This is a genomic window from Pseudomonas plecoglossicida NBRC 103162 = DSM 15088 (genome assembly GCF_000730665.1).
GTDB classification, from domain to species: Bacteria; Pseudomonadota; Gammaproteobacteria; order Pseudomonadales; family Pseudomonadaceae; genus Aquipseudomonas; species Aquipseudomonas plecoglossicida.
The window spans coordinates 22,163-42,792 of record NZ_BBIV01000003.1; the positions used below are offsets into that span (position 1 = coordinate 22,163).

The window sequence follows — 20,630 nt, forward strand, 5'->3', positions numbered from 1 at the left end:
TTGTGGGAGCCGGCTTGCCGGCGATGGGCTGCAAAGCAGCCCGCTATGGCTTCACGTTAGGTTACAGCGCCGCAATCCGCGCATGCTGCTCGGTGAAGTTGGCCAGCGCCTGCTCGGAGTCGGCCAGCTTGGCGCGTTCCTTCTCGATCACCGCAGGCGGTGCCTTGTCGACGAAGGCGGCGTTGGAGAGCTTGCCGCCGACGCGCTGCACTTCACCTTGAAGGCGCTGGATTTCCTTGCTCAGGCGCGCGAGCTCGGCATCCTTGTCGATCAGGCCGGCCATCGGCACCAGCACCTGCAGGTCGCCAACCAGGGCGGTAGCCGACAGCGGGGCTTCGTCGGCATCGCCCAGCACGGTGAACGACTCGACCTTGGCCAGCTTCTTCAGCAGTGCTTCGTTCTCTTGCAGGCGACGCTGGTCGTCGGCATTGGCGTTCTTGAGGAACAGCGGCAGTGGCTTGCCCGGGCCGATGTTCATCTCGGCGCGGATGTTGCGCAGGCCGACCATCAGCTGTTGCAGCCATTCGATATCGCCTTCGGCGGCCACATCGATGCGGGCTTCATTGGCCACCGGCCATGGCTGCAGCATGATGGTCTTGCCATCGATGCCGGCCAGCGGCGCGATGCGCTGCCAGATCTCTTCGGTGATGAACGGCATGAACGGGTGCGCCAGGCGCAGCGCCACTTCCAGCACGCGTACCAGGGTGCGGCGGGTGCCACGGGCGCGCTCGACCGGGGCGTTCTCGTCCCACAGTACCGGCTTGGACAGCTCCAGGTACCAGTCGCAGTACTGGTTCCAGATGAACTCGTACAGGGCCTGGCTGGCCAGGTCGAAGCGGAACTGCTCGAGCTGGCGGGTCACTTCGGTTTCGGTGCGCTGCAGCTGCGAGATGATCCAGCGGTCGGCCAGCGACAGCTCGTAGGCCTCGCCGTTCTGGCCGCAGTCCTCGCCCTTGTCCAGCACGTAGCGGGCGGCGTTCCAGATCTTGTTGCAGAAGTTGCGATAACCTTCGACGCGGCCCATGTCGAACTTGATGTCGCGACCGGTGGAGGCCAGCGAACAGAAGGTGAAGCGCAGGGCGTCGGTGCCGTAGCTGGCGATGCCTTCGGGGAACTCGGCCTTGGTCTGCTTGGCGATCTTCTCGGCAAGCTTGGGCTGCATCATGCCGCTGGTGCGTTTTTCCAGCAGGGCGTCAAGGGTGATGCCGTCGACGATGTCCAGCGGGTCGAGGACGTTGCCCTTGGACTTGGACATCTTCTGGCCCTGGCCGTCACGCACCAGACCGTGCACATACACGGTCTTGAACGGCACCTGCGGGGTGCCATCCTCGTTCTTGATCAGGTGCATGGTCAGCATGATCATGCGCGCAACCCAGAAGAAGATGATGTCGAAACCGGTGACCAGTACGTCGGTGGAGTGGAAGGTCTTGAGGAATTCGGTCTGCTCTGGCCAGCCCAGGGTGGAGAAGGTCCACAGGCCGGAACTGAACCAGGTGTCGAGCACGTCGTCGTCCTGGCGCAGGACCACGTCGGCACCGAGGTTGTGCTTGGCGCGGACCTCTTCTTCGTTGCGGCCCACGTAGACCTGGCCGGCTTCGTCGTACCAGGCCGGAATGCGGTGGCCCCACCACAGCTGGCGGCTGATGCACCAGTCCTGGATGTCACGCATCCAGGAGAAGTACATGTTCTCGTACTGCTTGGGCACGAACTGGATGCGGCCGTCTTCCACGGCAGCGATCGCAGGCTCGGCCAGCGGCTTGGTGGAGACATACCACTGGTCGGTCAGCCACGGCTCGATGACGGTGCCGGAGCGGTCGCCCTTGGGCACTTTCAGCGCGTGGTCGTCGATGCTGACCAGCAGGCCCTGGGCATCGAGGTCGGCGACGATCTGCTTGCGCGCGACGAAGCGGTCGAGGCCGGCGTACTGCGCAGGCAGGCTGGTGTCGACCTGCTCGTTGACGCTGCCGTCGAGGTTGAAGGCCTGGGCGGCGGACAGCACCAGGGCGTTCTTGTCGAAGATGTTCAGCAACGGCAGGTTGTGGCGCTTGCCGACTTCATAGTCGTTGAAGTCGTGGGCCGGGGTGATCTTCACGCAGCCGGTGCCGAATTCGGGGTCGCAATAGTCGTCGGCGACGATCGGGATGCGACGGCCGACCAGCGGCAGTTCGACGAACTTGCCGATCAGTGCCTGGTAGCGTTCGTCGTTCGGGTTGACCGCGACCGCGGCGTCACCCAGCAGGGTTTCCGGACGGGTGGTGGCGACTACCAGGTAGTCCTTGCCTTCGGCGGTCTTGGCGCCGTCGGCCAGCGGGTAGCGCAGGTTCCACAGGTGGCCTTTCTCGTCGTGGTTTTCCACTTCGAGGTCGGAGATCGCCGTGTGCAGCTTGGTATCCCAGTTGACCAGGCGCTTGCCGCGGTAGATCAGGCCGTCCTCGTGCAGGCGCACGAAGGCTTCCTTGACCGCTTCGGACAGGCCGTCGTCCATGGTGAAGCGTTCGCGGCTCCAGTCGACCGACGAACCCAGGCGGCGGATCTGCCGGCTGATGTTGCCACCGGACTGCTCTTTCCATTCCCAGACCTTGTCGAGGAAGGCGTCGCGGCCCAGGTCGTGGCGGTTCTGGCCCTTGGCCTCGAGCTGGCGCTCTACCAGCATCTGGGTGGCGATACCGGCGTGGTCGGTGCCCGGCTGCCACAGGGTGTTGCGGCCCTGCATGCGGCGGAAACGGATCAGGGCGTCCATGATCGCGTTGTTGAAACCGTGGCCCATGTGCAGGCTGCCCGTCACGTTCGGTGGCGGGATCATGATGGTGTAGGACTCACCTGCACCTTGCGGGGCGAAATAGTTCTCGGACTCCCAGGTGTTGTACCAGGAAGTTTCGATGGCGTGCGGCTGGTAGGTCTTATCCATGCGCGGCGGGACCCTATGGCATTAATTCGGGAAAGCCGGGAAGTATAACCAAGCTGGGGGCCGCAGGCGACAGCTGTACTTGTGTTGCCGGTGCAGGCTTGTTCCTTATTCGGACCGCTGGATCAACCGCTCGATGCGCGCATCCAGTCGGCGCTTGATCTCGGTCTCGATATGCGGGGTGAAGTCGTTGATCACGTCCTGCATGATCAACTGCGCCGCGGCACGCAGTTCGGCTTCCAGGTGCAGCAGGGTGTCCTGGCGGCGGGTCTGCGGGTCATCCTCGGGCTCGGCCTTGACCGGCTCTGGTGCAGGCTCGGCGTTGCCGCTCGGGGTGTCCAGCAACAGTGGAATCTGTTCGACCGTCTCGGTCAGCAATGGCGGCTGCAGGTCGGCATCGCCCAGCAACTGGCGAATCGACTCGAGGTCGTCGAGCAGATGGGCGGAATCGGGTAAGGCGGAAGGCTTGTCCATCGTCGTCAAAGTCGCTGTAAGCGGTGATCTTGCAGAGCATAGCCCTGTTCGCGGTAGAAACGGAATCGTTCGCGCGCCGATTGGCGGACGCCGGGCTCCTCGACCACGATTTCGGCGACCCGCTCGAACTGGCCCACGAAGCTGGGTACACCGGCACCCAGGTTGATCAGCAGGTCGCGGTGTTCACCGGCATCGTCGGCCAGGCCCAGGGCCACCGTGGCATCGGCATGGGCTTCGGCCAGGTCGTGGGGGACGAATGCCTCGCCCTTGAAGCGCCACAGGCGTTGGTCCAGCGCTTCGCGCTGTTCGGCGTCCTGGCAGTGCAGGTAGACCCGGTGACCGAGGCGCCAGGCCTTCTCGCACAGCTTGCAGGCGAAATCGAGCCGCGCCGACAGCGAGTCGGTGGGCAGGATGTAGAAATCGACTTTGCTCATGATTCATTCAGCCGACCGGCGGCGCCGTCGGGCGCCACCGGCCTTGCGCCGTCAGGCGCCGGCGCGATCCAGCAGGTACTGGGTCAGCATCGGCACTGGGCGGCCAGTGGCACCCTTGTCCTTGCCGCCGCTGATCCAGGCCGTGCCGGCGATGTCCAGGTGCGCCCAGTCGTAGGCCTTGGCGAAGCGCGACAGGAAGCAGCCCGCCGTGATGGTGCCGGCCTTCGGCCCGCCAATGTTGCCCATGTCGGCGAACGGGCTGTCCAGCTGTTCCTGGTACTCGTCGAACAGTGGCAGCTGCCAGGCGCGGTCATCGGCACGCTTGCCGGCGTCCAGCAGTTGCTCGACCAGGTCGTCGTTGTTGCCCATCAGGCCGGAAGTATGGCTGCCCAGGGCGACGATGCAGGCGCCGGTCAGGGTGGCGATGTCGATCACCGCCTGTGGCTTGAAGCGTTCGGCATAGGTGAGGGTGTCGCACAGCACCAGGCGGCCTTCGGCGTCGGTGTTGAGGATTTCCACGGTCTGCCCGCTCATGGTGGTGACGATGTCGCCCGGACGGGTGGCGCCGCCGCTGGGCATGTTCTCGGCACAGGCCAGCAGGCACACCAGGTTGATCGGCAGCTGCAGTTCGAGGACGGCACGCAGGGTGCCGAACACGCTGGCGGCGCCGCACATGTCGTACTTCATCTCGTCCATGCCCGCGCCCGGCTTGAGGCTGATGCCGCCGGTGTCGAAGGTGATGCCCTTGCCGACCAGCACGAAAGGCTTCTCGGCCTTCTTGCCGCCCTGGTAGTTGAGCACGATCAGCCGTGGCGGCTGGTCGCTGCCCTGGCCCACGGCGTAGAACGCGCCCATGCCCAGGTCCTTGATCTTCTTCTCGTCCAGCACTTCGACCTTCAGGCCCTTGTGCGCCTTGCCCAGGTCTTTGGCCTGCTCGGCGAGGTAGCTTGGGTGGCACAGGTTGGGCGGCAGGTTGCCCAGGTCGCGGGTGAAGGCCATGCCGGTGGTGATGGCACTGGCATGCTTGACGGCGCGCTCGACTTCGCCCTGGCCCGACTTGTCGGCCAGCAGGGTGATCTTCTTCAGCGCGCGTGGTTCGGCTTTCTGGCTCTTGAAGCGGTCGAACACGTATTCGCCATCGAGCAGGGTCTCGGCCAGCAGGCGGTACTTGCCGTAATGGGCATCGCGGTTGTTGACGGCAATGTCGTCCAGGGCCAGCACCGCATCGGCGCCATTGAGGCTCTTGAGCACACCGGCCACGCTCGCCACCAGCTTGCGCCAGGCGCGGTCGCCCAGGGCGTCGTCCTTGCCGCTGCCGACCAGCAGCACGCGCTCGGCCTTGAGGCCCGGCAGGCTCTGCAGCAGCAGGGTCTGGCCAGGCTTGCCAGCCAGGTCGCCGCGCTTGAGTACGGCACTGATGGCGCCTTCGCTGGCCTGGTCGACGGCCTTGGCAACAGCGCCAAGCTTGCGGCCTTCGCCCACCGGTACGACCAGGGTGGCGGTTTTTACAGATGCAGCAGCTACGCTTTTTACAACCAGTTCCATGTCAGGGTCCCCGAATGATCTTTGCAGTTGGCGCTTGGAGTTCTCGCGCTCTGGACGGGCCTGGCCGCTTGCTCGCGCACCAGTGGAAAAGCTGCCAGTTTGAGCCTCTGGCAAGTGTGCTGACAACCCCGTTGTCTGCCTTCATGCGCGGCCAAGTGACAGGCGCGGCCAATCACAGGATAATGCGCGCACTTTACATGGAGGTTCGCCTTCGGCGAACCGGCATTGGTCTTGGCTGTCGTCAGCCTTTGTTTGGCAATCCGCCCCTGACAACCCAGGAGTGTCTGGCTTGATCGTCTTTCGTTATCTGTCCCGCGAGGTCTTGCTGACCTTGAGCGCCGTCAGCGCCGTGCTGCTGGTGATCATCATGAGCGGGCGTTTCATCAAGTACCTGGCCCAGGCCGCCCAGGGCGTGCTCGACCCGAGCGTGCTGTTCCTGATCATGGGTTTCCGACTGCCAGGCTTTCTGCAACTGATCCTGCCATTGGGGCTGTTCCTCGGCATCCTGCTGGCCTACGGCCGGTTGTACCTTGAAAGTGAGATGACGGTCCTGTCGGCCACCGGCATGAGCCAGCAGCGCCTGCTCGGCCTGACCATGGTGCCTGCCGCCCTGGTGGCGCTGCTGGTTGCCTGGCTGAGCCTGGGCCTGGCGCCTCAGGGTGTGGCCCAGGTGCAGAAGATCATTGCTCAGCAGGATGCCCTGACCGAGTTCGATACCCTGGTGCCCGGACGCTTCCAGACCCTGCGTGACGGTTCGCGGGTGACCTACACCGAAGAGCTGTCGGACGATCGCAGCAACCTCGCCGGGGTGTTCATCTCCGAGAAGCGCTTCAACCAGGACAAGACCAAGGACCGCGCACCGTCGGTACTGGTCGCCGAGAAAGGCCATCAGGAAGTGCAGGCCGACGGCAACCGCTACCTGGTGCTGCAAAACGGCTATCGCTACGACGGCAACCCTGGCCAGGCCGATTACCGCGCCATCAAGTACGACACATACGGCGTGCTGCTGCCAAAGCCGGAAGTGAGCGAGGAAGTGACCGAGCGTGAAGCCATCCCGACTTCGCAACTGATCGGCCAGAACGGCCTGCGCGAACGTGCCGAGCTGCAATGGCGTATTTCGCTGCCGATCCTGGTATTCATCGTGACCTTGCTGGCGGTGCCGCTGTCCAGGGTCAACCCGCGCCAGGGCCGCTTCCTCAAGCTGCTGCCGGCGATTCTTCTGTACATGGCCTACCTGACAATGCTGATTTCCGTACGCGGCGCCCTGGAGAAGGGCAAGTTGCCGATCGCCCTGGGCATGTGGTGGGTGCACGGCCTGTTCCTGTTTATCGGCCTGGGGCTGATGTACTGGGAACCGCTTCGCCTGAAGCTTGCCGCTCGTCGTGCGGAGGTGGCCCATGGCTAAGCTCGACCGCTACATCGGCCAGAGCGTGCTGATGGCCATCCTGGCCGTGCTGGGGATCATCCTCGGCCTGGCATCGCTGTTCGCCTTCATCGACGAGATGAGCGACCTGAGTGACACCTATACCGTGCTGGAAGCGGGCAATTTCGTGTTGCTGACCGCGCCACGGCGCTTGTACGACATGCTGCCGATGGCCGCCCTGATCGGCTGTCTGATCGGCCTGGGCAGCCTGGCCAGCAGCAGCGAGCTGACCATCATGCGGGCCGCCGGGGTTTCCATCGGTCGTATCGTCTGGGCGGTGATGAAGCCGATGCTGGTGCTGATGCTGGTCGGTGTGCTGATCGGCGAGTACGTGGCGCCTGTTACCGAAAACAAGGCCCAGGCCGACCGTTCCCTGGCCCAGGGCGGTGGTGAAGCGCAAAGCTCCAAGCGCGGCATGTGGCACCGCCAGGGTGAAGAGTTCGTGCACATCAACGCCGTGCAGCCCAATGGCCTGCTGCTGGGCGTGACCCGTTATCGCTTCGACAGCGAGCGCAAGATCGTCACCTCGAGCTTTGCCCGCCGCGCCCAGTACAACCAGGACCACTGGCTGCTCAGCGATGTCAGCACCACCCATTTCCGTGGCGACCATACCGAAGTGGTCAAGGCCCCTGAGGAGCGCTGGGACGTGTCGGTCACGCCAGAGCTGCTCAATACGGTGATCCTGGCGCCTGAGTCGCTGTCCATCTCGGGGTTGTGGGACTACATCCACTACCTGTCCGACCAGGGTCTGAACAACTCCCGCTACTGGCTGGCGTTCTGGACCAAGGTCCTGCAACCGATGGTGACCGCAGCGCTGGTGCTGATGGCGATTTCCTTCATCTTCGGGCCGCTGCGTTCGGTGACCTTGGGCCAGCGCGTGTTCACCGGTGTGCTGGTGGGCTTCGTGTTCCGGATCGCCGGCGACCTGCTGGGCCCTTCGAGCCAGGTGTTCGGCTTCCCGCCGTTGCTGGCGGTGGTGATCCCGGCGGGGGTGTGTGCCCTGGCGGGGCTCTGGTTGTTGCGCCGGGCTGGATGATGGCCTGACCGACACAAAAAAAGCCGACCTCAAGGTCGGCTTTTTCATTGGGGCCCTATCGCCGGCAAGCCGCTCTCAAGGCCAGCGGAGTTCCTGTGGGAGCCGGCTTGCCGGCGATGAGTTGGCTATTTGCTCCGCTTCGGCACCCGCACCAGCTGGGTATCCGAATAGATGTCATGCCAACCGCGCTTGCGCTTGTCGATCAGCGACCAGAAGAACCCCAGCCCCAGGCACAGCCACGAGGCGATCGACACCACGAAGCGCAGCAGCGCCTGCCACAGGCTGATCGCGCTGCCATCGGTGTTCTGCACCCGCACGCCCCACACCTGCATGCCCAGGGTCTGCCCGCCGTGGGTCCAGAACTTGGCAAAGAAGCCGAACAGCACGAACAGCAGCACCGTCGACAGCAGGGGGTCGCCATCCAGCGCGCCTGCCTCGGTGAGCTCGCGCATGCGGGCCTCGCCGATGATCGCCATCTGGATCATCTTGTAGGCGCCGGCGGTGACGATCAGCAGCGCCGTGCACAGCAGGAAGTCATAGAACATCGCCGCCAGGCGCCGGCCGAGGCCGACCGGTGGGAAGTCACCCTGGGGTGAGAGCATAGGCTTGGACATGCAGAACGGCTCCAGATGGCGAAGCCGGTATTCTACGGGCAAAAAAAGCCCCTGCACATGGCAGGGGCTTTTTGGAGTCAGGCTTGTACTCAGACAGGCTGGACTTTGTCAGCCTGCATGCCTTTCTGGCCTTGGACTGCTTCGAAGGTGACCTTCTGGCCTTCTTTCAGGCTCTTGAAGCCGTTGCCTTCGATGGCGCGGAAGTGCACGAACAGATCCGGACCGCTCTCTGGAGTGATGAAGCCGTAACCTTTTTCGTCATTGAACCACTTGACGGTACCGTTCTGACGCTCAGCCATTGTCTTATTTCCTATGAAGCTTGAATTTTGATGACAGTTTCTTTCACGTTATAAAGAGTGAAAGAGTACTGGGCTGGGTTGCAGGAAGTAAGAGACGTCGAACGGGTTGTAGCAGATTGCGGCTACTGGCCCAGGTCACGAACTGTTGCGACCCATGCAAACACAGTGCAGTGACTCTACGCCAACTCCCAAGCGAAAAACAAGCCCTTGGTCGTATGGAAAATCAGGCTTTTTCCGGTGACCGAACAATTTGTTGGAAACGGCATGGCGCCTGGCCTGGCGCCATGTTCAAAAGTTATTGGGCAGATTCGAAATCGAATATCTGGAACCTGCCGTCAAACCTTAGACAGTGCCTTCAACCGCGATAGTAACGTTGCGGAACAAAAGGCATTTTGCTGACTTTCATGGCAACCTTCTTTCCTCGCACCATGGCATACAGTGGTGTGTCGAGTGCGCCATGTTCGATATCGACATAACCCATTGCAACCGGCGTGCCGAGTGTCGGCCCGAAGCCGCCGCTGCAGACTTTGCCAATCACTTTTTCAGTTGCATCGACAATTTCCGCGCCTTCACGTACCGGGGTACGTTCCTGCGGCAGCAGACCCACCCGCTTGCGCGTCACGCCTTGCTGCTGCTGGGCAAAGATCGCCTCGGCCCCGGGGAAGCCACCGGCGCGCTCGCCGTCTGCGCGGCGCACCTTGGAAATGGCCCAGAGCAGGCTGGCTTCGATGGGCGTGGTGCCGGTGTCCATGTCGTGGCCATACAGGCACAGGCCGGCTTCCAGGCGCAGCGAGTCACGCGCACCCAGGCCGATCGGTTGTACTTCGGTTTCGGCCAGCAGGCGACGGGCGAGGTCTTCGGCGGCGCCTGCCGGCACCGAGATCTCGTATCCGTCCTCACCGGTATAACCCGAGCGGCTGACGAAGCAGTCTTGGCCGAGCAGCTGGAGCGGGCGGAACTGCATGAAGGTCATGCTGGCCACTTCCGGCGCCAGGCGCGCCAGCACTTTGACCGCAGCAGGGCCTTGCAGGGCGAGCAGGGCACGCTGCTCGAACAACGGCTGGATTTCGCAACGGTTACCGATGTGCTTTTGCAGGTGGGCCAGGTCCTGGTCCTTGCAGGCGGCGTTGACCACGAGGAACAGGGTGTCATCGCCCAGATTGGCGACCATCAGGTCATCGAGGATGCCGCCTTGCTCGTTGGTGAACATGGCATAGCGTTGCATGCCCACCGGCAGATCGACGATATCCACCGGCACCAGGCTTTCCAGGGCCTGGGCTGCATCCTTGCCGCGCAGGATGATCTGGCCCATGTGGGAGACGTCGAACAAGCCGGCCTGCTCGCGGGTGTGCAGGTGCTCCTTGAGCACGCCGAGCGGGTACTGCACCGGCATGTCGAAGCCGGCGAACGGCACCATGCGCGCGCCCAGTTCGATGTGCAGGGCATGCAGCGGGGTCTTTTGCAGTGTTTCGGACATCGGTGACTCCTTGGTTTTATTGTCAGGTCAACATTCGATGATGTTGACGGCCAGACCGCCGCGGGCGGTCTCCTTGTATTTGCTTTTCATGTCGGCGCCGGTCTGGCGCATGGTGCGGATGACCTTGTCGAGTGACACGAAGTGCTGGCCGTCGCCACGCAGGGCCATGCGCACGGCGTTGATCGCCTTCACCGAGCCCATGGCATTGCGCTCGATGCACGGCACCTGGACAAGGCCGCCGATCGGGTCGCAGGTCAGGCCCAGGTTATGTTCCATACCGATCTCGGCAGCGTTCTCTACCTGCTGTGGCGTACCGCCCATTACCTCGCACAAGGCACCGGCGGCCATCGAGCAGGCCACGCCGACCTCGCCCTGGCAGCCGACTTCGGCCCCGGAGATCGAAGCGTTCTCCTTGTACAGGATGCCGATCGCGGCAGCGGTCAGCAGGAAGCGCACCACGCCGTCCTCGCTGGCGCCCGGCACGAAGCGCATGTAGTAGTGCAGCACCGCCGGGACGATGCCCGCCGCGCCATTGGTCGGTGCCGTGACCACACGCCCGCCGTAGGCGTTTTCCTCGTTCACCGCCAGGGCATAGAGGTTGACCCAGTCGAGTACCGACAGGGCATCGCGCAGGCTGGCTTCCGGGTGCAGGCTGAGCTGGCGGTACAGCGCCGGGGCACGGCGCTTGACCTTCAGCCCGCCCGGCAGGATGCCCTCATGCCGACAACCGGCCTCGACGCAGTCCTGCATGACTTGCCAGATCCGTAGCAGGCCGGCACGGGTCTCGGCCTCGGGACGCCAGGCTGCTTCGTTGGCCAGCATGACCTGGCTCATCGACAGGTGTTGCCCGGTGCAGTGGCCGAGCAGTTCCTTGGCGGTCTTGAACGGGTAGGTGAGTTGCGTGCTGTCCTCGACGATCCGGTCATGGCCGGCGGCGTCCTCGTCGACCACGAAACCGCCGCCTACCGAGTAGTACTCGCGGCTGCGGATCTGCAGGCCGGCCTGGTCGAAGGCGCGAAAAATCATGCCATTGGGGTGATAGGCCAGCGGCTTGCGAATCATCGCCAGGTGCTGCTTTTCAACGAAGACGATGCCGTGTTCGCCGAGCAGACGCAGATGGCCGCTGTCGCGGATTGCCTGCAGGCGAGCGGGGATGGATTCGGTGTCGACGGTATCAGGGTGCTCGCCTTCCAGGCCGAGCAACACCGCCTTGTCGCTGCCATGGCCCTTGCCGGTGGCACCGAGCGAGCCATACAGCTCGGCCTTGACGCTGGCAGTACGGGCCAGCAGGCCGTCGCGGCGCAGCCCTTCGGCGAAGCGCGCGGCGGCTCGCATCGGGCCGACCGTGTGGGAGCTGGAGGGGCCGATGCCGATCTTGAACAGGTCGAAGACACTCAGGGACATTGCTCGTTCCCTCCAGATGGTAAAAGCGAGTGCTGCGCACTCGATCGCCGGCAAGCCAGCTCCTACAGGTACAGCGCCGTCCATGTGGGAGCCGGCTTGCCGGCGAAGGGCCGCGTAGCGGCCCCTCACTATCAGGCGTCCTGATAGCTCTCGATCGACGGGCAGGCGCAGACCAGGTTGCGGTCGCCAAACACGTTGTCGACCCGCCCGACCGGTGGCCAGTACTTGCCTTCGACCAGGCTCGGCAGCGGGTACACCGCCTGCTCGCGGCTGTAGCCATGGGCCCATTCGCCAACCAGCTCGGCGGCAGTGTGCGGGGCGTTCTTCAGCGGGTTGTCGTCCTTGTCCAGGCTGCCAGTTTCCACGGCGCGAATTTCTTCGCGGATCTGGATCATGGCATCGCAGAAGCGGTCCAGTTCTTCCTTGGACTCGCTTTCGGTCGGTTCGATCATCAGCGTGCCGGCCACCGGGAAGGACATGGTCGGGGCGTGGAAGCCGAAGTCGATCAGGCGCTTGGCCACATCGTCGACGCTGATGCCGCTGGTGTCCTTCAGCGGGCGCAGGTCGAGGATGCATTCGTGGGCGACCAGGCCATTGCCGCCGGTGTACAGGACAGGATAGTGCTCTTCCAGGCGACGGGCGATGTAGTTGGCGTTGAGGATCGCCATCTGCGACGCACGCTTGAGGCCGGCACCGCCCATCATGCGGATGTACATCCAGGTGATCGGCAGGATGCTGGCGCTGCCGAACGGTGCGGCGCACACCGCGCCCTCGCGGTTTTCCAGCTGGGCATGGCCCGGCAGGAAGGGGGCCAGGTGCGACTTGACGCCGATCGGGCCAACGCCCGGGCCGCCACCGCCGTGGGGAATGCAGAAGGTCTTGTGCAGGTTCAGGTGCGAGACGTCGCCACCGAACTTGCCTGGGGCGCACAGGCCGACCATGGCGTTCATGTTGGCGCCATCGATGTACACCTGGCCTCCGTTGTCGTGAATGATCGCGCAGATCTCGCCGATCGCTTCCTCGAACACGCCGTGGGTCGACGGGTAGGTGATCATGATCGCCGCCAGCCGTTCGCGGTGCTCGATGGCCTTGGCGCGCAGGTCTTCGACATCGACGTTGCCACGGGCGTCACAGGCGGTGACCACCACGCGCATGCCGGCCATGTGCGCGGTTGCCGGGTTGGTGCCGTGGGCCGAGGACGGGATCAGGCAGATGTCGCGATGGCTTTCGCCGCGGCTGCGGTGGTAGGCACGGATCGCCAGCAGGCCTGCGTACTCGCCCTGGGAACCGGCGTTGGGTTGCAGCGACACGGCGTCGTAGCCGGTGGCGGCGCACAGCATTGCCTCGAGCTCCTGGGTCATCTGCAGGTAGCCCTGGCTCTGCTCGGCGGGGGCGAACGGGTGCAGGTTGCCGAACTCGGCCCAGGTCACCGGGATCATTTCGCTGGCGGCGTTGAGCTTCATGGTGCACGAGCCCAGCGGGATCATGCTGCGGTCCAGCGCCAGGTCCTTGTCGGCCAGGCGGCGCAGGTAGCGCATCAGTTCGGTTTCGCTGTGGTAGCGGTTGAACACCGGGTGTTCGAGGATCGCTGACTGGCGCAGCAGGGCGGCAGGCAGGCGCGAGCCGGTGCTGGCGGCCAGGGCCGCGAAGTCAGGTTGAGCCTGGTCGCCGGCGAACAGCTGCCACAGCGCTTCGACATCGGCCTGGGTGGTGGTTTCATCGAGCGACAGGCCCAGATGGCTGGCGTCGATCTGGCGCAGGTTGATGCGCTGGGCACGGGCCTTTTCATGCAGGCTCGCGGTCGCGGCACCGGTGGCCAGGGTCAGGGTGTCGAAGGCGGTCTCGCCGACCACTTCGATGCCCAGGGTCTTCAGGCCGGCGGCCAGGATCGCGGTCAGTGCGTGGGTGCGCTGGGCGATGCGCTTGAGGCCTTGCGGGCCGTGGTAGACGGCGAACATGCTGGCGATGTTGGCCAGCAGTACCTGCGCGGTGCAGATGTTGCTGGTGGCCTTTTCGCGGCGGATGTGCTGCTCGCGGGTCTGCATGGCCAGGCGCAGGGCGGTCTTGCCGAAGCGGTCGATCGACACGCCGACCAGGCGGCCAGGCATGTCACGCTTGAAGGCATCGCGGGTGGCGAAGTAGGCCGCGTGCGGGCCACCGAAGCCCAGTGGTACACCGAAGCGCTGGGCGCTGCCGATGGCTACGTCGGCGTCGAATTCGCCCGGCGGGGTCAGCAGGGTCAGGGCCAGCAGGTCGGCGGCAACGGCCACCAAGGCGTTGGCGGCATGAAAGCGCTGTACCAGTTCGCGGTAGTCGAACACTTCACCGTTGCTGGCCGGGTACTGCAGCAGGGCACCGAAGAAGGCGCTGACATCGTTCAGCTCGCGCTCGTCGCCGACCACGATCTCGATGCCCAGCGGCTCGGCACGGGTGCGCAGCACGTCGAGGGTCTGCGGGTGGCAATGTACGGAGACGAAGAAGGCATGGCTGGCCTTGTTCTTCGACAGGCGCTTGCAGAAGGTCATGGCCTCGGCGGCGGCAGTCGCTTCGTCGAGCAGGGAGGCGTTGGCGATCGGCAGGCCGGTCAGGTCGCTGATCAGGGTCTGGAAGTTCAGCAGCGCTTCCAGGCGGCCCTGGGAAATTTCTGGCTGGTACGGGGTGTAGGCGGTGTACCAGGCCGGGTTTTCCAGCAGGTTGCGCAGGATCGGCGCCGGCGTGTGGGTGTTGTAGTAGCCCTGGCCGATGTAGTTCTTGAACAACTGGTTGTTGCCGGCGATGGCCTTCAGCGCGGCCAGTGCATCGGCTTCGCTCTGGCCGTCTTCGCTGCCGAGCACGCTGGTGCCCTTGATGCTGTCGGGGATGACCGCGGCGGTCATGGCTTCCAGCGAGTCGAAGCCCAGGGTGGCCAGCATGGCCTGCTCGTCAGCGGCGCGCGGGCCGATGTGACGGGCGATGAATTCGTTGGCGGTGCCGAGGTTGATGGTCATGGTCAGGTTCCTCAGGCGTCGTCGTTGGCTTTGATCAGGCGGTCGTAGGCGTCCTGGTCGAGCAGGGTGGCCACTTCACTGGCGTCGGCGGGGATGAAACGGAAGAACCAGCCTTCACCCAGTGGGTCTTCGTTGACCAGTTCGGGGCTGTCATTGAGCGCGTCATTGACGGCGATCACTTCACCAGCCAAAGGCATGTACACGCCGCTGGCGGCCTTTACCGATTCGACGGTGGAGACTTCGGCGCCTTTGTCGTACGGCTGCAACTCCGGCAGTTGCACGAAGACCACATCGCCCAGGGCATTCTGCGCGTAGGCGGTGATGCCCACGGTGACGCTGCCGTCGGCTTCGGTGCGCAGCCATTCGTGATCTTCAGTGAAACGCAACTCGCTCATGGGGAATCCTCGGGGGCAGGGCGTGGGGCGCGGTGTGTTCGCGCTCTTGGGTTGGCGTTTACAAAGCAAGAATGCGGCCATTCTTAAAAAGATATTAAAAATCAATAACTTAGTATTTTATTTCATTCGCTCTGCTGACTTTGCTGGAATGAAAACGATACAGGTGGGGCGCGATCAAAAACCGCCGGAGGATCAAACCCTTGTGCACGCGCACTCAAATGCCACGTATTGGAATCGATACAGTGTAATGAAATCGATACGATTGGTCTTGGCTGTCCTCCATGGAATTCGGGATGGCGAATGCGGCCGGGTGCGATTACGCAGCGTCTCCATACAATGGGCGGTTGCTATTTTTAATAAGCGATGGGTTACGAACAAGTATTTGTTTGACAGTTATTTGCCCCTTGGTTGTAGGACTTGTCTATTTTCACAGAGAATTCTCTTTTTCTCCAAGTGCTGTATTAGGCTGGGCGCTCCGGCGCAATAGTGATTTGTATTCTTTTTGTGAGGCGGTAAGGGGAATTGGCTAAGCCACTTTTCTCGATTTCTCTCGCCCTGAAACTTATTAATGCGAATCGTGAGTGTTGTGGTCGGTGTGAACGAGGCTAATGAGAGATTCTCAGGGAGATTTATATGGCCCGAAAAAAGAGACAAGTTATATTGCCACCCACCCATGTCGGAGCACAACCTCCACGCATTGCGAGCTCTGCGCCAGGGGGTAGCGTTGCGAATCATGTGGGGCCGATTTTGGAAGGTTTCAAGATGTCCGCAGCTGGCGCGATGAAAATCGCTGATGATGCCGCTAGAGTCGTTTATTTGAAAAGTTTGTCTAAACTGGCTGGTCTACTTGAACAAGAAGTTTCTGCAGTGCGCAAGGGGCTGGGTAGTGCTCAGCGATCGGACATCGAAAGCTTCCAAAAGGACATCGCTGCTCGGACAGTCTTGTTAAATCGCAAAACGATTGATTTGGGCAAACAACAGAAGCTAGCTAATAGCTATTATGGCTCATCGCCATTTGGTAAGAGTGCTGGGTATTATGCCGCTGCCACGTTCCAGAATATTGCTACCGGTCGTATAAAGGTCTCGAATACTCAAGAGGCTTTGAATGCTGCTTATCGCGCAGCATACACGGTGCAATTGCGAGAAGCCGAAATAAAGATGCTTCACGCGCAGATAGCAGCGCTGCAACAGGCGCTCCACACTGCGCAAGAGCAACTTAGAGTTGAAGCAGAGGCCCAGGCCAGGGCACGGCAGGAGGCGGAAGCTCAGGCCAGGGCACGGCAGGAAGCTGAAGCCATGGCCAGAGAGCAAGAGCGGGCACTGGCGGAGGCCGAGGCGCAAAAGGAGCGAGGTCTGTCAGCCGCCCGGGCAGCCAACACGTACAACCTTGAACTCTCGGCGGTCGCTGCGCCGCGTTTTGTAACGGCTTTCAGTGCTACTGGGCAGCTTGGTGCAGTTAATACACTGGCTCAAGCGATCAGTGCTGCCATCGCTGAACTGAAGAATGCTCAAGGGATACTTGCTGGGCCTTTAGCGGTCGGAATTGCGGCGTTGTTGTACCCGTCCGAGCTGGGTGACGGAGAGCTACCGAATAATTACCTGCTCAGTACACCGTTAGCCGATCTTGCTGTGGATCTTGACAGTGAGGCGCAAGCGGCTGCCTTGGCCAGCGGGGTGGTAGACCTGTCGGTAAGGATGGGGAGCCAAAGCGAAGAGGCCAACCGAGAGGAAGTGTTCGTCGCCCGGACTGATGGCGCGGCTGAGCTCTTGGCGGTCAGGGTGCTGGCGGCAACGTTCAATGCCGAGAACGGTAGTTACTCCGTAACGACCGAGGATATGCCACCCAGAACACTGCTATGGACGCCTGTCTCCACGTCAGAGAGCAGTTCGACAACGTCGCCGGCCACCCCGCCGTCAGTTACAACACATGTGGGGCCAACCCTTGAGCCGATAGAAGGGCGGCTGGATTCATTCCCGGAACTTGAGGACACTGGGTTTGATGATTACGTCATCATCTTTCCCGTCGACTCGGGGTTGCCGCCGATCTATGTGATGTTCAAGAGTCGACGGTATATGCCGGGGGTGGTCACAGGTAAAGGCGAATTGACAGAGGGTCATCTATTGGTTGAAGGTAACGAAAAAGGGCGTGGAATTCCAGAAGGGATTGCCAACGAAATGCGAGGGCGGAAATTCAGGGATTTCGGGGCGTTTCGTATCGAATTCTGGATGCTGTTATCCAACAGTCAGGAGTTTTCTGCGCAATTCGACCATGGTGATATCATGATGATGAGGCGAGGTTTGGCACCCCTGGCGCTACCCAATGAGCGTGTAGGAGGTAGGGTGAAATATGAAATTCACCATAAGCAAAGGATTGCCGACGGTGGAGGCGTATACGATATAGATAATATGGTGATCCTATCGCCAAAATTTCATATCAAGTTTCATAGGGGTGATTGAAATGGTGAAAATATCAGATTACACGGAAAGAGCGTTCTTTGAATTTGTAGCGGGTATATATAATGCCGATCCTCGTATTTACCCTAATGAGCGTTCGCATACTAAAGCAATTCTTGAGTTCGAGAAAATGGTTGAGCACCCCTTAGGTGCCAGTTTGATTTTTCATCCGACTAGGCATGGGATGAAAGATGACCCTGGGGAAATAGTACAGGTAGTGAAAGCGTGGCGGGCTGAGCAAGGTCTTCCGGGCTTCAAAGCTGAGTAGTCTTCGTCGATTTGCCATCTGCATTACCTTCAATGATCGGGGCGGTATCTGTAGCTGTTGTGATACCGCCTCGATGCAAGACATATTTTTTGGAATTCAAACGAGTCCAGTCATGGTAAGGGCACGACGAAGAAAGGCAATGCCAGATACAACTTGATCACGATCACATTGATGATGTCGATGAAGAACGCGCCCACCATCGGCACCACCAGAAACGCGATCTGCGAAGGGCCGTAGCGTTGCGTCACCGCTTGCATGTTGGCAATGGCGGTCGGTGTGGCGCCCAGGCCGAAACCACAGTGCCCGGCCGCCAGTACTGCCGCATCGTAGTTGCTGCCCATGACCCTGAAGGTCACGAATATCGCGAACAACGCCATCACCAGCGTCTGCACCGCCAGGTCCCACAGCTTCAGCGACATCAGGGCGATCGCCAGGAACAGTGACAGGCTGACATTGCCCAGCACCGAGACTTCCCGCTCGAACACCTGGTACAGGCCGATCGCTGCAAGCCCGTTGCGCACCACGACGCCTACGAACAGGACACAGACGAAGGTCGGCAGTTCGAACGAAGTACCGAGCAACAGGCCGTTGAGCAAGGAGCCGCCCATCAGGCTGATCGCGATCAGTGCGAGGGACTCGATCATTGAAAAAGGCGTGATCAGACGTTCCTTGTTCGGCTGTTCGAAGCCTTTGGGCACGCGGGGTGTTTCCTGTTCGAGGCCGGGTGTCTGCACGCGGCTGATCAGCAGGCGGGCGACGGGTCCGCCAATCAGGCCGCCGAGGACCAGGCCGAATGTCGCGGCAGCCAATGCCAGTTCCGAAGCGGAGGCAAGCCCGTACTTTTCGCTGAAAGTCGCACCCCAGGCAGCGCCTGTGCCATGACCGCCCGCCAGGGAAATCGAACCTGACAGCAGGCCCATCAAGGGGTCGAGCCCCAATGCCGTGGCCAGGCCGATGCCCATGGCGTTCTGCACCACCAGCAGGCCGGTGACCGCAAAGAGGAAGATAGCCACGACGCGGCCGCCCTTCTTCAGGCTGGCCAGGTCGGTATTCAGGCCGATGGTGGCAAAGAAGGCGAGCATCAGCGGGGATTGCAGCGACGTGTCGAACTGCACCTGCACATCGAAGCTGCGCAGGGCCAGCAGTATCAAGGCAACCACCAGGCCGCCGGCTACCGGTTCTGGAATGTTGTAGATACGCAGGAAGGTGACGCGGGTGACGAGGCCGCGCCCAAGTAGAAGGACCAGTGAGGCGGCGACCAGCGTTCCATAGAAATCGAGTTCAAGCATCAGGTAACTCTTTGTTATGTCAGCAACGTGAACGGGGCCTCCATTTTCGTGGCGAAACTGCCTGTATATGTGTAGGTGAAGTCTGAAAAAGCTTAGGGATTAGTTTTCGGAATGCCGTATTTGCGCAGGCGCTGGGCAATCGCGGTATGTGAGGTTTGCAGGCGCCCGGCCAGCTGCCGTGTCGACGGGTAGCTGGCGTACAAGCGCTGCAGCAGTTCCCGTTCGAAGTCGCCCACCGCCTGTTCCAGGCTCGCCACTTCCCCATCCTGCCCCCGTGCCACCGAAGTCCCGGCGATGTCGAGGTCGCCGATGTCCACCAGGTTGCCTTCGCAAATGGCTGCGGCGCGGAATATCACGTTCTGCAACTGGCGCACGTTGCCCGGCCAGGGGTTGGCCAGCAGCGCCGAATGGGTGGCGGGCGTCAGCCGGCACGGCGGGCGCTGGATCTGCGTGCAGGCCTGCTGCATGAAGAAATGCGCGAGCACCAGGATGTCCTGGCCACGGTCACGCAGCGGTGGTACCTGCAGGTTGAGCACATTCAGGCGGTAGAACAGGTCTTCACGGAAGGTGCCTTCGGCGACCATGCGTTCCAGGTCGCGGTGCGTGGCGCTGATGATGCGCACATCGACTTTCACTTCCCGGTCGCCACCCACGCGCCGGAAGCTGCCGTCACTGAGAAAGCGCAGCAGCTTGGCCTGCAGGTAGGGCGACATCTCGCCGATTTCGTCGAGAAACACCGTGCCTTGGTTGGCCAGCTCCATCAGCCCCGGCTTGCCGCCACGCTGGGCGCCGGTGAAGGCGCCGGGGGCGTAGCCGAACAGTTCGCTCTCGGCCAGGCTCTCGGGCAGTGCGGCGCAGTTCAGGGCGAGGAAGGGCGCGGCATGGCGACTGCTGATGGCATGGCAGGCGCGGGCCACCAGCTCCTTGCCGGTGCCGGTCTCGCCATGCACCAGCAGCGGGGCATCCAGCGTTGCCACGCGCAGGGCACGGGCCTTGAGGGTGCGAATGGCCGGGGACTCGCCAAGCAAGCCATCGAAACCTTCGGCATGGTCGTGGTGCAAGGCCGACAGGCGCTCGCCCATGCGGTTGGGCGGGTACAGAGTCAGCAGGCCGCCCGCGTTGGTGATGGGCGTGGCGTCCAGCAGCAGGCTCTGGCCATTGAGCTGCATTTCCCGCATCGGCAAGTGGAAGTTGTTGTCCAGCAAGGCCTGCAGCAAGGCGGGGTCGCCGAACAGCTCACCCACTGAGCGTCCGGCCGATTCGCGGCCGCACAGGGCGATCAGCGCCGGGTTGGCCAGCAGCACCTGGCCTGCGCTGTCCACGGCCAGGACCGGGTCGCTCATGGCGGCCAGCAAGGCATCCAGCTGCAGATGGCGGCGTTGGCCGGGGAGGATGTCGACCACGTCCACCGATTGCACGCCGTGCACGTCGAACAGCGCGTCGTGCAGCTCTTCGAGCACGGCGGGGCTGAGGGTCGGGGCGTCGATGTAGACGTTCGGCGGGACCATCTCCACGGCGTCCAGGTTGAGGTTGCGGGCACCGAGCAGGGCCAGGACTTCCTGGGTGATGCCGACGCGGTCGATGAAGCTGACGTGGATGCGCATGGGGAGGCGGGTTGTGGCTGGG

16 protein-coding genes are annotated in these 20,630 nt (G+C 62.4%); 4 read left to right on the plus strand and 12 right to left on the minus strand.

What is annotated here, in order from left to right:
* Positions 1–61: 61 nt before the first annotated feature.
* From PPL01S_RS01600 to PPL01S_RS01615, 4 genes are all read right to left on the minus strand, one after another.
* Positions 62–2,908: a valine--tRNA ligase gene (locus PPL01S_RS01600; RefSeq protein WP_016392657.1), complete on the minus strand. Its 2,847-nt coding sequence runs from the start codon at positions 2,906–2,908 to the stop codon at positions 62–64.
* A 105-nt stretch (positions 2,909–3,013) separates the two neighbouring features.
* Positions 3,014–3,379, minus strand: coding sequence for a hypothetical protein (locus PPL01S_RS01605; RefSeq protein WP_016392656.1), 366 nt, complete (start codon positions 3,377–3,379; stop codon positions 3,014–3,016).
* 5 nt (positions 3,380–3,384) lie between these two features.
* A complete protein-coding gene (locus PPL01S_RS01610) occupies positions 3,385–3,813 on the minus strand; it encodes a DNA polymerase III subunit chi (RefSeq protein WP_016392655.1) in 429 nt (142 codons plus the stop codon).
* 51 nt (positions 3,814–3,864) lie between these two features.
* Positions 3,865–5,358: a leucyl aminopeptidase gene (locus tag PPL01S_RS01615; RefSeq protein ID WP_028625183.1), complete on the minus strand. Its 1,494-nt coding sequence runs from the start codon at positions 5,356–5,358 to the stop codon at positions 3,865–3,867.
* Between the two features lie 289 nt (positions 5,359–5,647).
* Here PPL01S_RS01615 and lptF point away from each other — a divergent pair, with 289 nt between their 5' ends.
* A complete protein-coding gene (gene lptF / locus PPL01S_RS01620) occupies positions 5,648–6,763 on the plus strand; it encodes an LPS export ABC transporter permease LptF (RefSeq protein WP_016392653.1) in 1,116 nt (371 codons plus the stop codon).
* The gene (gene lptG / locus PPL01S_RS01625; protein ID WP_016392652.1) at positions 6,756–7,817 is read left to right on the plus strand and encodes an LPS export ABC transporter permease LptG; all 1,062 of its coding nucleotides are present in this window, start codon (positions 6,756–6,758) and stop codon (positions 7,815–7,817) included. Before lptF ends, lptG begins: the two co-directional genes overlap by 8 nt.
* 125 nt (positions 7,818–7,942) lie before the next feature.
* On the opposite strand, the gene PPL01S_RS01630 is transcribed toward lptG, so the two are convergent.
* From PPL01S_RS01630 to gcvH, 6 genes are all read right to left on the minus strand, one after another.
* Positions 7,943–8,431: an RDD family protein gene (locus PPL01S_RS01630; RefSeq protein WP_016392186.1), complete on the minus strand. Its 489-nt coding sequence runs from the start codon at positions 8,429–8,431 to the stop codon at positions 7,943–7,945.
* Positions 8,432–8,520: 89 nt separating this feature from the next.
* Entirely contained in the window at positions 8,521–8,730 is a 210-nt protein-coding gene (locus PPL01S_RS01635; RefSeq protein ID WP_016392187.1) for a cold-shock protein, read from the minus strand.
* A 355-nt stretch (positions 8,731–9,085) separates the two neighbouring features.
* A complete protein-coding gene (gene gcvT, locus PPL01S_RS01640; RefSeq protein ID WP_028625184.1) occupies positions 9,086–10,207 on the minus strand; it encodes a glycine cleavage system aminomethyltransferase GcvT in 1,122 nt (373 codons plus the stop codon).
* 27 nt (positions 10,208–10,234) lie between these two features.
* The gene (locus PPL01S_RS01645) at positions 10,235–11,611 is read right to left on the minus strand and encodes an L-serine ammonia-lyase (protein ID WP_016392189.1); all 1,377 of its coding nucleotides are present in this window, start codon (positions 11,609–11,611) and stop codon (positions 10,235–10,237) included.
* 131 nt (positions 11,612–11,742) lie between these two features.
* Positions 11,743–14,598 carry an aminomethyl-transferring glycine dehydrogenase gene (gcvP, locus tag PPL01S_RS01650; RefSeq protein WP_028625185.1) on the minus strand — a complete coding sequence of 952 codons (2,856 nt, stop codon included), beginning with the start codon at positions 14,596–14,598 and terminating at the stop codon, positions 11,743–11,745.
* A gap of 11 nt (positions 14,599–14,609) precedes the next feature.
* Positions 14,610–14,993, minus strand: a complete 384-nt coding sequence (gcvH, locus tag PPL01S_RS01655; protein ID WP_016392191.1) for a glycine cleavage system protein GcvH — start codon at positions 14,991–14,993, stop codon at positions 14,610–14,612.
* A 762-nt stretch (positions 14,994–15,755) separates the two neighbouring features.
* Between gcvH and PPL01S_RS01660 the strand changes: the two genes are divergently transcribed.
* Both PPL01S_RS01660 and PPL01S_RS24430 read left to right on the plus strand, forming a co-directional pair.
* Positions 15,756–17,450 (plus strand): pyocin-S2/colicin E7-DNase domain-containing protein, encoded by a 1,695-nt coding sequence (locus PPL01S_RS01660; RefSeq protein ID WP_050483649.1) that lies wholly within the window; start codon positions 15,756–15,758, stop codon positions 17,448–17,450.
* Between the two features lies 1 nt (position 17,451).
* Positions 17,452–17,715 (plus strand): bacteriocin immunity protein, encoded by a 264-nt coding sequence (locus PPL01S_RS24430; protein ID WP_081663492.1) that lies wholly within the window; start codon positions 17,452–17,454, stop codon positions 17,713–17,715.
* 110 nt (positions 17,716–17,825) lie between these two features.
* On the opposite strand, the gene gltS is transcribed toward PPL01S_RS24430, so the two are convergent.
* Positions 17,826–19,004 (minus strand): sodium/glutamate symporter, encoded by a 1,179-nt coding sequence (gene gltS / locus PPL01S_RS01665; protein ID WP_028625186.1) that lies wholly within the window; start codon positions 19,002–19,004, stop codon positions 17,826–17,828.
* A 92-nt stretch (positions 19,005–19,096) separates the two neighbouring features.
* Positions 19,097–20,608, minus strand: a complete 1,512-nt coding sequence (gcsR, locus tag PPL01S_RS01670; protein WP_016392195.1) for a transcriptional regulator GcsR — start codon at positions 20,606–20,608, stop codon at positions 19,097–19,099.
* Positions 20,609–20,630: the final 22 nt, after the last annotated feature.

What these genes read in the sequence shown, in the direction of transcription:
- PPL01S_RS01600 (WP_016392657.1), bottom strand. Translation starts at nt 2,908, where the DNA reads ATGGATAAGACCTACCAGCCGCACGCCATCGAAACTTCCTGGTACAAC.
- PPL01S_RS01605 (WP_016392656.1), bottom strand. Translation starts at nt 3,379, where the DNA reads ATGGACAAGCCTTCCGCCTTACCCGATTCCGCCCATCTGCTCGACGAC.
- PPL01S_RS01610 (WP_016392655.1), bottom strand. Translation starts at nt 3,813, where the DNA reads ATGAGCAAAGTCGATTTCTACATCCTGCCCACCGACTCGCTGTCGGCG.
- PPL01S_RS01615 (WP_028625183.1), bottom strand. Translation starts at nt 5,358, where the DNA reads ATGGAACTGGTTGTAAAAAGCGTAGCTGCTGCATCTGTAAAAACCGCC.
- lptG (WP_016392652.1), top strand. Translation starts at nt 6,756, where the DNA reads ATGGCTAAGCTCGACCGCTACATCGGCCAGAGCGTGCTGATGGCCATC.
- PPL01S_RS01630 (WP_016392186.1), bottom strand. Translation starts at nt 8,431, where the DNA reads ATGTCCAAGCCTATGCTCTCACCCCAGGGTGACTTCCCACCGGTCGGC.
- PPL01S_RS01635 (WP_016392187.1), bottom strand. Translation starts at nt 8,730, where the DNA reads ATGGCTGAGCGTCAGAACGGTACCGTCAAGTGGTTCAATGACGAAAAA.
- gcvT (WP_028625184.1), bottom strand. Translation starts at nt 10,207, where the DNA reads ATGTCCGAAACACTGCAAAAGACCCCGCTGCATGCCCTGCACATCGAA.
- PPL01S_RS01645 (WP_016392189.1), bottom strand. Translation starts at nt 11,611, where the DNA reads ATGTCCCTGAGTGTCTTCGACCTGTTCAAGATCGGCATCGGCCCCTCC.
- gcvP (WP_028625185.1), bottom strand. Translation starts at nt 14,598, where the DNA reads ATGACCATCAACCTCGGCACCGCCAACGAATTCATCGCCCGTCACATC.
- gcvH (WP_016392191.1), bottom strand. Translation starts at nt 14,993, where the DNA reads ATGAGCGAGTTGCGTTTCACTGAAGATCACGAATGGCTGCGCACCGAA.
- PPL01S_RS01660 (WP_050483649.1), top strand. Translation starts at nt 15,756, where the DNA reads ATGTCCGCAGCTGGCGCGATGAAAATCGCTGATGATGCCGCTAGAGTC.
- PPL01S_RS24430 (WP_081663492.1), top strand. Translation starts at nt 17,452, where the DNA reads ATGGTGAAAATATCAGATTACACGGAAAGAGCGTTCTTTGAATTTGTA.
- gltS (WP_028625186.1), bottom strand. Translation starts at nt 19,004, where the DNA reads ATGCTTGAACTCGATTTCTATGGAACGCTGGTCGCCGCCTCACTGGTC.
- gcsR (WP_016392195.1), bottom strand. Translation starts at nt 20,608, where the DNA reads ATGCGCATCCACGTCAGCTTCATCGACCGCGTCGGCATCACCCAGGAA.